At 55.6% G+C, this 9697-nt stretch carries 8 protein-coding genes and 1 pseudogene; 6 read left to right on the forward strand and 3 right to left on the reverse strand.

Features of this window, described 5'->3' with window-relative positions; all coding sequences use genetic code 11:
• Window positions 1-409, forward strand: a 409-nt coding sequence (locus JL811_RS19455; protein ID WP_237685092.1) for an integrase core domain-containing protein, incomplete at its 5' end; no start/stop codon positions are given.
• A 159-nt stretch (window positions 410-568) separates the two neighbouring features.
• Here JL811_RS19455 and JL811_RS19460 read toward each other — a convergent pair.
• Window positions 569-3466, reverse strand: a complete 2898-nt coding sequence (locus JL811_RS19460; protein WP_202690371.1) for a Hint domain-containing protein — start codon at window positions 3464-3466, stop codon at window positions 569-571.
• Between the two features lie 369 nt (window positions 3467-3835).
• Between JL811_RS19460 and JL811_RS19465 the strand changes: the two genes are divergently transcribed.
• On the forward strand, window positions 3836-4534 hold the full coding sequence (locus JL811_RS19465) for an SDR family oxidoreductase (protein ID WP_202690372.1): 699 nt from the start codon (window positions 3836-3838) through the stop codon (window positions 4532-4534).
• Window positions 4535-5196: 662 nt separating this feature from the next.
• On the opposite strand, the gene JL811_RS19470 is transcribed toward JL811_RS19465, so the two are convergent.
• Window positions 5197-5997: a helix-turn-helix domain-containing protein gene (locus JL811_RS19470; protein WP_202690373.1), complete on the reverse strand. Its 801-nt coding sequence runs from the start codon at window positions 5995-5997 to the stop codon at window positions 5197-5199.
• Window positions 5998-6825 carry a helix-turn-helix domain-containing protein gene (locus tag JL811_RS20345; RefSeq protein WP_202690374.1) on the reverse strand — a complete coding sequence of 276 codons (828 nt, stop codon included), beginning with the start codon at window positions 6823-6825 and terminating at the stop codon, window positions 5998-6000. It abuts the gene before it with no gap.
• Window positions 6826-7138: 313 nt separating this feature from the next.
• On the opposite strand from JL811_RS20345, the pseudogene JL811_RS19480 reads away from it, so the two are divergent.
• From JL811_RS19480 to JL811_RS19495, 4 genes and pseudogenes are all read left to right on the forward strand, one after another.
• Window positions 7139-7669: pseudogene (locus JL811_RS19480) on the forward strand (relaxase/mobilization nuclease domain-containing protein); the annotation flags it as partial.
• 517 nt (window positions 7670-8186) lie between these two features.
• Window positions 8187-8591 carry a single-stranded DNA-binding protein gene (locus tag JL811_RS19485; protein WP_202690375.1) on the forward strand — a complete coding sequence of 135 codons (405 nt, stop codon included), beginning with the start codon at window positions 8187-8189 and terminating at the stop codon, window positions 8589-8591.
• Window positions 8592-8771: 180 nt separating this feature from the next.
• Window positions 8772-9161, forward strand: a complete 390-nt coding sequence (locus JL811_RS19490; RefSeq protein WP_202690376.1) for a VOC family protein — start codon at window positions 8772-8774, stop codon at window positions 9159-9161.
• Between the two features lie 4 nt (window positions 9162-9165).
• Window positions 9166-9504: a DUF1801 domain-containing protein gene (locus JL811_RS19495; RefSeq protein WP_202690377.1), complete on the forward strand. Its 339-nt coding sequence runs from the start codon at window positions 9166-9168 to the stop codon at window positions 9502-9504.
• Window positions 9505-9697: the final 193 nt, after the last annotated feature.

A 9697-nucleotide genomic window follows, 5' to 3' on the forward strand; every position in this document is an offset into this window, starting at 1 on the left:
GAAGCACAGCCATGATCTGCGGCTCGGTGAAACGGCTCTTTCTCATTCGAATCTCCTCAGCTCACGCTACGAGAAAATTCTACTTATGCAGCCCCTTAACCATGGGGAGGATTACCAGGGCAGCGAGTTCGTCTCGCGTGACATGGACCTGTGGGCATATCAGCGCGGTGTCGTGCTCGACTTCTCGCGCCCGGGCAAACCGACGGACAATGCCTTCATCGAAGCGTTCAACGGCAGGTTCCGCGCCGAGTGTCTGAACCAGCACTGGTTCCTGACCCTTGCAGACGCGACCGAAAAGTTGGAGGCTTGGCGTAGATACTATAACGAGGAACGGCCACACGGCGCGATCGGCAACAAGGTCCCGATCATGCTGACGAAATCAGGGGGCGTCACCAGCCCGTCACCCTGAGCGAAGCCGGAAAACTCTGCCTTCGGGCGGTCCAACGTTGGGGATCGGAACAAGTGGGATCATACTATCCCTGTTGGTTGACCACTTCAGTGGGGGCACTCCAGACTCGCGGTAACGTTATCAAGTTCTCGGCCCATCAGACAACTCTATGCCCAGATCCTATAAAGAGCTCCCCAACAGGTGTTGCCTATTCTGCACATGCCTCATGGCCATCTTTCTGGCGGAACGACCTGAATATATTGGCCGGATCGGCTCTGGCAGACGCGTGGCGCTGATCGCTTCCAACTCTGGCAGGATTTCAAAGATTTCGCGTCGTGCCTCCGCTGAAATCGATTTGAGTGCCTCTACGCCGGTGAAGAGAGACTCCATCGGTGCCCCGGCCGCAAAAACGATCTGGTGGCGGTCAAAGAGGAAGTGAAAGTATTCGACATATGTCACGTCTTCGGCAACTTCGATTCCCTCAATTTGCAAGAGCTGTCCTGCAGGAACGAGGACCTGGTGTGTGCCAAACATCCTTTCTGCTATCTTGGATACGACCAAAACACGATGCTGCCGCGAAATTAGCACGTCGGCCTCAGGAAACCCGTGTCCCAGGGCGCCAGTACTAATGCGTATTGGGCGCAGCTTGGGATTCGTCGCAAGCTCCTCGGCAAATATGCGACGGGACCCAATCCAGCGGATTCTCTGATAGCCGTGATCTAAGGTTTCTATCCGGTCTCCACGTTCGAGCTCTTCGATTGCCACTGGGCCGCGATCGGTTTCGATCATGGTACCGCGGGCAAAGCAGACGACACCGGTGTGTTCGGTGTCGATCGCTCCTGATCCGACCAAGTTGAATGTTACGCTTGGGCCTCCGAGCACGGCGATAAAGTCCAGCGAGCCGTCTTCGGCATCATGCTGCAATGCATTCAGAGCGGTCTTGAAGTTGGTGCCGTAGGTCGAATTGTAAAGTGCGAGGGTCGTATCGTTGTACCAGTTTGTCAGATCGACAAAATCGTTGTCATCGTCGCCATTTCCGACCGCCGTCTCACCCTCGCCAAAGTTGACGATCTGAATGCTGTCGCTTGCACTGCCGGAAATTATGAACCGGTCATCGCCCGCGCCGCCTGTCAACGTGTCCGCGCCGCCGCCGCCGCCGTTCAGCGTGTCGTTGCCCGTTCCGCCCAGCAAGGCGTCGTCCCCAAGTTCGCCGTTCAGAATGTCGTTGTCGGCGCCGCCGTCAAGCGTGTCGTTGTCAGCACCACCAAAGAGCGTGTCCTCACCCACATCGCCGAGCAGGATGTCTTCACTGTCGCCCCCAGACAGGGAGTCGTCGCCCAGACCACCCTCGATGGAGTCATTCCCTCCGCGGCCCAGCAACTCGTCATCACCCGCGCCGCCCAGCAGCGTGTCGTCACCGTCCTCGCCGTCCAACAGGTCGTTTTCGGCGCCGCCAAACAACTGATCGTTGTCGGCACCGCCAAAGAGCGTGTCTTCACCAACGCCGCCGTACAGAAGATCGTCATCTTCATCGCCGAAAAGCGTGTCATTGCCTTCGTCGCCATAAAGTTCGTCATTTCCGATGCCGCCCGAGATCGTATCTCGTCCATCGCCGCCAAAGTGGGTATCATTCCCGGCGTCAGGCCCGACAAGATCGTCTCCCAGACCGCCATAGGCGACATCGTTGCCTGCCCCGGTGTAGAGACCGTCGTTGCCGTCCCCGCCAAAAAGCGTGTCATTATCATCTCCGCCGTAAAGCGAATCGATGCCGTCCCCACCATAAAGCGTGTCGTTTCCGATGCCGCCGGTCAGTGTGTCATTGCCCTGTTGGCCTGAGAGGTCGTCGTCGCCCGCCTCACCGAACAGCTGGTCATTTCCTTCCCCGGCTCCGACTACGTCGTTCCCTGCGCCAGCCTGGATCACGTCGTCATTTGTCGGGATCAGGGCAGTTTGCGACACTCCGTTTATCAGCAGATCGGTGCTGATTGTCGCAGTCGAAGTCGGATTGGTGATCCGGACCGTCGTCAATGCGGTCGTCGCCATGTAGTTCAGCGTCAGATCCAGAGTCTGACCGTCATTTATCACCGCAGTCAAGGAAGCGATGATGTCATCGTTGGAATCGATCACTTCGATTAGGACGGTATGAGCGCCAACAGCGCCGCCACCCTCGCTCGCGTTGACCGTGAGGGAATATTCGACCCCAGGAGTGGTGGTGATCGCCTGTTGCAAGCCATCGCCACCCGCGGCCTCGTCGGCACTGTTCAGACGGGCAGCTCCGCCGTTGACAGCGGTCCAGACCGGCCCAGTGCCCCCGGTCGGTTTTACCGGAGTCCATCCGTTCAGGTTAGCAATAAAGTCGCCGTTCGCCGGAGTACCAGGCGCATAGGGTTGCGCGGGTGTGACATCCAATATAAGGTCATCGCCATCGCCGCCGAAGACCGTATCATTGCCTCCACCCATACTGATGGTGTCGGCCCCATCGTCGCCATGCAACTCATCACTCCCGGGACCGCCTTCGATCTGGTCATCGCCCAGACCGCCAAAGATTGTGTCCGCACCGGACCCGCCCTGCAGCAAGTCGTCGTCGTCTCCGCCGAAAAGTGAATCACTTCCGGAATCGCCCTGAAGGGTATCACTGCCGGTGCCGCCGTACATCTCATCTGTACCGCCGGCACCTTGGGCAAAGTCGTTTCCGTCGCCGCCGGTGATAGAATCCCCACCGTCACCGCCGTAGATGTCATCATCGCCTGCATCGCCGAAAAGAAAGTCGGGCCCGGCACCGTTGTTCTCGCCAAAGATTGTGTCGTTGCCATCACCACCGAACACAGTATCTCGGTTGAAACCACTGTAGATCAGGTCGTCATTGTCGCCGCCATACAGTTCATCATTAGAAGTTCCGCCGAACAGCGTATCGTTGCCAGCGTCGCCGTTGATCAAATCGTTGTCTTCACCGCCAAAAATGGTATCGGCGCCGCCAGCTCCGCTTAGGGTGTCATTGCCATCTCCACCAGAAATATCGTCCGGATCGGGAGTGCCGATGTATGAGTTATTTCCAGGTCCGCCGGTGTAGGTTGCCATTTTGTATAATCTCCAGAGATTATGGGCCCAACAACACACGCCACTGATCACTGAAACAAAACTTAGGGCATAGGAGTAAATCGCAACTGAGAGTTACAACTCACCAGAATCGCAGAAGGCTAAAGCCAAACGTAAGTCGAAAATTAACATGGCGGAAAAGGACAACAAATTTCGCTGTCTAGATTTATCGCCTTAGCTACCAGGCGGCCAGAGTCAGTCGGCGTGGCCCCAAGTAGCGAAGGTCCCGAGCGCGAGTTACGCCTTAAACTATTTCCACTTCTAGTCGAATCGTATGAGTAGCACCTCTGGGGTGTCGTTGCGTTTGAAGGTTGAGTTTTTTCGACCAGGTGCACGATTGAGGTTAGAAATATGACTGAGCGTTCAATCGCAGGTAAGACAGTTCTGATCGCCGGTGGCGGCAAGAACTTGAGCGCCCTGATTGCCAAGGACTTTGCGGCAAAAGGTGCCAAGGCAATCGTGATGCACTACAACAGCGATGCAACAGCAGCCTCGGCGGCCGAAACCGTTGCAGCCGTGCAGGCGCTGGGGGCCAAGGCGGTGGCCATTCAGGCCAATCTGTCGACCGCGGGCGCGGTGGATAAGCTGTTCGCCGATGCCATCGCGGCGGTGGGTCGTCCCGACATCGCGATCAACACCGTCGGCATGGTGCTGAAAAAACCGATGCTGGAGATCTCGGAAGATGAATATGACGCGATCACCACGCTGGTGACCTCGCTGCTGGGGGCCTATACGCCGTTCTATTCCAGCTATGCCGCGACCAAGGCGCCGGTTGAACATTTCACCCGCGCGGCATCGAAAAAGTTCCGTGAGCGGGGGATTTCGGTGACGGCCACCGGGACCGGTCCGATGGGTACCTCGTTCTTCTACGGGCAAGAGGTGCCCGAGGCGCAGGCCTATCACAAGCAGGCCGCGGCCCTGTCGGCCTTTACCAAGACCGGGCTGACCGACATCCAGGACATCGTGCCGTGGATCCAGTTCCTAGGGACCGAGGGCTGTTGGATGACCGGCCAGACGGTTCTAGTCAACGGTGGCTATACTACCAAGTGATCATGTTCCTAAGCCATTGCTTAGAATATTTTTGTCTGAACGATGAGCTGAATAACCAGGGCATCTAAACCTATCGAGGGCGCTGATCTTGACGATGTCTAAGGAGAAATTTGAAATACTTGAACGGACAGTGCATGCTGTAAACAATGGAGACGCTGAACGCTTCCTTCATTGTTTCAGCCGCACTGCGATCGTCAGAGACTGGGGCCTTGTCTTTCAAGGCCTCGACCAAATACGTGATTGGTCAGACTGCGAGCTCTTCAATACTCGCAGCAAGCTCTCGATTCTCAGCGCAGCGCTCGAAATTGCAAAATTGAATGTGAAATTGAGGTGGGAAAGCACTTTATACCGCGGCGAATCTAACTTCTCATTTGCATTTGATTCCGACCGGATTTCTGAAATGTCAATTGTCGACTAAGCCATTGGAATAGAAGGCCAGCCAAGACGCACTCGGAATATCCAGACATAATTTAAAATTTAGAGGTTATCAGTAGTGGAGCGCCAGCACACTCTGAAAATCAGCTCAAACTATAGCATTAAATGTAGGGCCATTATGATCATAATTATGGATGCAAAGAAGCCAAGGATCGCAGCCGAAAGATCAGCTGAACTCAATTAATGCGGATCCTTATAAAAAAATCAACGCAACTTAAACTTGTTCCTCATAAGTGAACATTCTTCAGAATTGATATTACAGAAGCTGGAGTGGCCTCAGCATTAATCGCTCCAGTATTCTTGATATACTTGTGAATCTTGCTTCCCTCAGGCAGCCGCCGGAAAAGAACTCTCATAGAGTCCAATGGAGTCATTCCTTTAAGCTTGCGCGTAAGAAGGACTCCGATCATATCTTGCTTAAGCGAGCTTGCTGGAAAACTTAGATCCAAAAGTCCGAATCGGTGACCTTGGCCATCCAAGTTGAATATTCCCGCCGAAAACAGCTGACTTGGAGATCTCATCAGAATTGCGTGCCGCATGGATTTTGTGGACGCACTCAACACAAGTGACCCAATGCCTTTCGTTCGAGGGCTCCGTATCAAGTGAAAATCACCAAATTTGAAGATAATAGCTATGCCGCGATACAGGTCACGTCCAATTAATGTAGAAAGACAGTAAACCTCATAGACGCCCATCAGATCATAGGTATCGAGATTGTACGCACCTTGATCACTTAGAAATTCTGTAAGATCGAGAACGTCTTCCGAGGCAACTTTTTGCGGTGAACGAGATTTCCTCTGGGGTAAATTGAGCAGAGATGGATCGGATAGAAGATCGTTTAGTTCCACTCCAACAAATTCTGAAATGCTTCTCAACGTTTCATATGTCGGCATCTGAGCGCCAGAGAGATACCTACTGAGTTGCTGGCGCGACACACCTATCCTGCCTGCGACGTAAGAAAGGTCACCAAGGCCAGCTAAAGAGTTTTTCAGGTTGACCGGGAAGTATAAATGTTCTTTGTTACCCATCTAGCCCGCATCTCCTGACGTGTCGAATTCAAGTTGATTTTGAAGGCAGCTTGACCGCAAGCTGTCACATGTGAGAGTGTCGAGATCGCTGAGCCTTATCATACCGACATGAGATTCCTTCGGCTCAGTCACTTTTTTAAGCACAGCCTTCGAAGTAAATATTGGCCGAGTACCAAAATCTGCTACCGCGAGCTGGTGGCCTGTAAGAAAATCAGGATTATTGTCTGGCCCGACATAAAGCATTAAAACCGACCTTGCGGCCGATGCTTCCTGGTCACCATTCTCAACCATGACCATGCGATTTCTATAGAAACTTATACCAAATGAGGAGTAAACATCGCCTGATGAATGCGTGACTTCTGCAGTAGATCGCCTCGAAATTCCGTAGGTTTCTTGCCGGACCTGAATGATCCGTAGAGCTTCACACACGGCACAGTTTGGATCAATTGGGCTCACATAATAGCGCGTGTATCTACCTCTCAGTCCACTCAAGTCAAAGTTGACTTTCCCGGCCCAAGAGGGAGAACGCCTTTCGCTGGCTCGATAGGGCATGATGCGGTGATCGGCTGTCGCGGTTTCATCCGCTGGCGATCCACCTGAAATGTGGCCGTCGTGCAAACATTCCACAGGTATTTTTGTGACATGTGAAATTCGTCGCAAGACTCGGAGAGAAGGCTTGGAGGTTCCATTCAAGTATTTATTGAGCTGCTGGCGATTTATTCCCAACGATGACGATGCCGCGGCGATCGACTCATAGCTCTGAACGACACGTCTAATGTTCTTAGCTATGTCGTTAACATCGAACTCGCTCGTAGATTCTTTGTCCATTCTAATCACGGCTTTCTACCCTGAAGGAATTCGCCGTGGCAACACCTTGCATCGATTTCAGTGTTAGATTTGAGTGAACAATATCCGGATCGGCCAATCTTGTCATTCACTTTAGGCTGCGACAGCTCGTGGTTTCTCATCGTAGTATGGGTTCCCCTAGAACAAGTGGAGCGTTATCTCCAGAGTGATAGGGCGACGGGTCGAGATGTCCAATTTATCGTTACACGATGGTTCACATTTGCGTGACTGGGCTGTGACGTTGCCCCCAACTTTTATCCAGTGTGAGCGAGACTCCGGGGATCAGATCATCAGATCAGAGGACGACCGCACCCTCGCGCGCTACCGCGCCGAGATGCCCGACGAAGAGTTCGGGGCGGCCGTGCAGGAGGAAATCAACCGCCTGCGCGCCATGGGGGCATCCCGCGCCTACATCAGCGAGCGGAGTTTCGACATCGAGGATCAGGCGCGACAGGACTATGCCGAACGGCGCTTCATGGCCGAGACTGCCCCAGATGTGCTGACCTACCTGCAGCGGGCCGAAGCCGAGGATGTGAAGCCGCTCACCGACACCGACGGGCAGCGCATTGCGGCCCAGATCGACGGCAACCTCACGCCGAACGCGGTGACTGCCTTGCGTGCCGGCAATGCTGATGTGCTGGAGAAGTTCACCGAGCATCCGCTGCGGCAGCTGGAGCTTGCCAAAGCCTATCTGGAGAGCAGCGAAGTGACTGCCCACGGCCCCGCCATGGAGCGCGTTTTGGATGCCTTGGCCGAAGAACAGATCGAGGCGCAGCGTGCGCGTCACACGGCTACCCATGGCGAGAAGGGGATCACCCATGGATAGGGGGAAGATCGCTGGCGGCATCCTGAGCCTGACGCTGGTTGGCCTCGCCATCGGCTATGTCGTGGCCACGGGCTCGAGATCGTAATCGGCCATTGGTGCGTTCCGTGTTCTGAATGATCCAGTATCGATAGCCCGTCGCGGCAGGGTGCCGCAACTCCTGCCAGGCGGGGCAGGGGTGGCAGAGGCTGGTGATCGCAGTTTTCGGCGCCAGTGAGGTGCTGAACTGGGGGTCAGGCTGTCCCGATTTGCAGGGTGACGGGTTCAGGCATGGGCTCCCCGCGCATCTCTGGCTTCTGGGCCATCCCTTCGACTGACAATCCCCTAATCCCGTTCGCTTACCTGCGCGCAACCCCGCGTCAGTCCGGGCCGTGTTGCCCCTTCGGGGCTGCCCGCTCCACCCCGGTCCTCTGGGGGTTTCCGGCGTCCGTTCCGTCCACCGTGCACGCGTCACCCGACGGGCTTTTCCCGGGTCTTGTCGAAGGGACGGTCCCGAAGACAGGACACACAGGAGCTTACCATGCAGAACATCGTCATCCTCGCCGGCAACATCGGTCAGACCCCCGAAGTCCGCACCACCCAGGGCGGCACCAAGATCACCAACTTCAGCCTCGCCACCTCCCGCCCCCGCCTCTCGGAAGGTCGCGTCCTGCGCGACGAGAACGGCTACCGGGTCATGGACACCGAATGGCACCGCATCACCTGCTTCAACGGTCTCGGCAAGACGGTCGCGGAGCATTGCGAAAAGGGCATGAAGGTCCTCGTCCACGGCCGCATCCACTACACCAAGTGGATCGACAGCATGGGGAACGACCGCTACGGCTGTGAGATCATCGCCGAGAAGGTCGACTTCCTGAGCCGGCCGAAGTCGGCCGAGAATGAAAACCCCGATCTGGTCGACCGCGACGACGAGATCCCGTTCTGAAAAGAACGGGGTCTCCCCCTCGGGCCCGGCGGGGCAACCCGCCGGGCTCGCTGCGCCGCCTCAAGGCAGCTTCGGGCCCCATCTTGTTTGATGCTGCGCAGCCGACAAATGTCGGCTTTCTTCAAGACCGCCCTCTTTTCGTGGATTAGCATTGTAGTGGCATTGTTGGAGGCGCCTAAAATGATCTTTCGCTACACGATTCTTTATGTGGATGATGTCCCGTCGTCGCTCGACTTCTACGAGAGGGCGTTTGGGCTGAAACGTAGGTTCCTACACGAAGGTGGCGACTATGGTGAGTTGATAACGGGGGAAACCAAACTGGCATTTTCCTCAAGAGAGCTAATGCGCCAACTGGACAAGAACCCGGCTTCGCCAGAAGCTAACGCCCCCACGTTCGAGATCGCTTTCGAGACTGACGATGTGGCCACCGCTTTTCGACGAGCCATAGACGCGGGTGCCACGCCTATTCAGGACACGCGCGATGAACCTTGGGGGCAGACAACGTCCTATGTGGCGGACCCAAATGGTTATCTGATCGAAATCTGCACAGCAGTGCAGTTGCCGGGTTGAGGCCATGATGGACGCCCTGGAAACAGATCAGATCGTCGCACGGTTGAAGGCCATTGTCGTGACGGTCGAGCCGGAGGTGGCCTTTATCGCAAAATACGGGGGCACACTGGTCGAGAGCGTACCAGGGCAGCCTAAATCGCAGTTCTGCGGGATATTTGCCTACACGAATCATGTCTCCCTGGAGTTCACCAACGGCACCCTACTGGACGATCCGGAGAAGTTGCTCGAAGGCGAAGGAAAGCATCGGCGTCACATCAAGCTTGCCAGTCTGTCCGATATCGCCGGAAAGCGATGCGAGGATTTCCTACGTCAGGCCCGCGATCTCCAGACCGATCTCCCCTGACCAGTTGCCAAGCCCGGGTTGCGCCAGATCGGTCATGGACGCGGGGTTCCGGCGGAGTTGGACAGGCGTCTGGACCTGTCACGTATTTGTGCCGCCCCCAGTGCTCGTTAGGCCACTTTCCGTTCGAAGGCGACCGGGCTTTTCCAGTCCAGTGCTGAGTGGCGTCGTCGCGGATTATAGAACCCGTTGATGT

It is taken from the genome of Szabonella alba (assembly GCF_016765775.1).
GTDB classification, from domain to species: domain Bacteria; phylum Pseudomonadota; class Alphaproteobacteria; order Rhodobacterales; family Rhodobacteraceae; genus Szabonella; species Szabonella alba.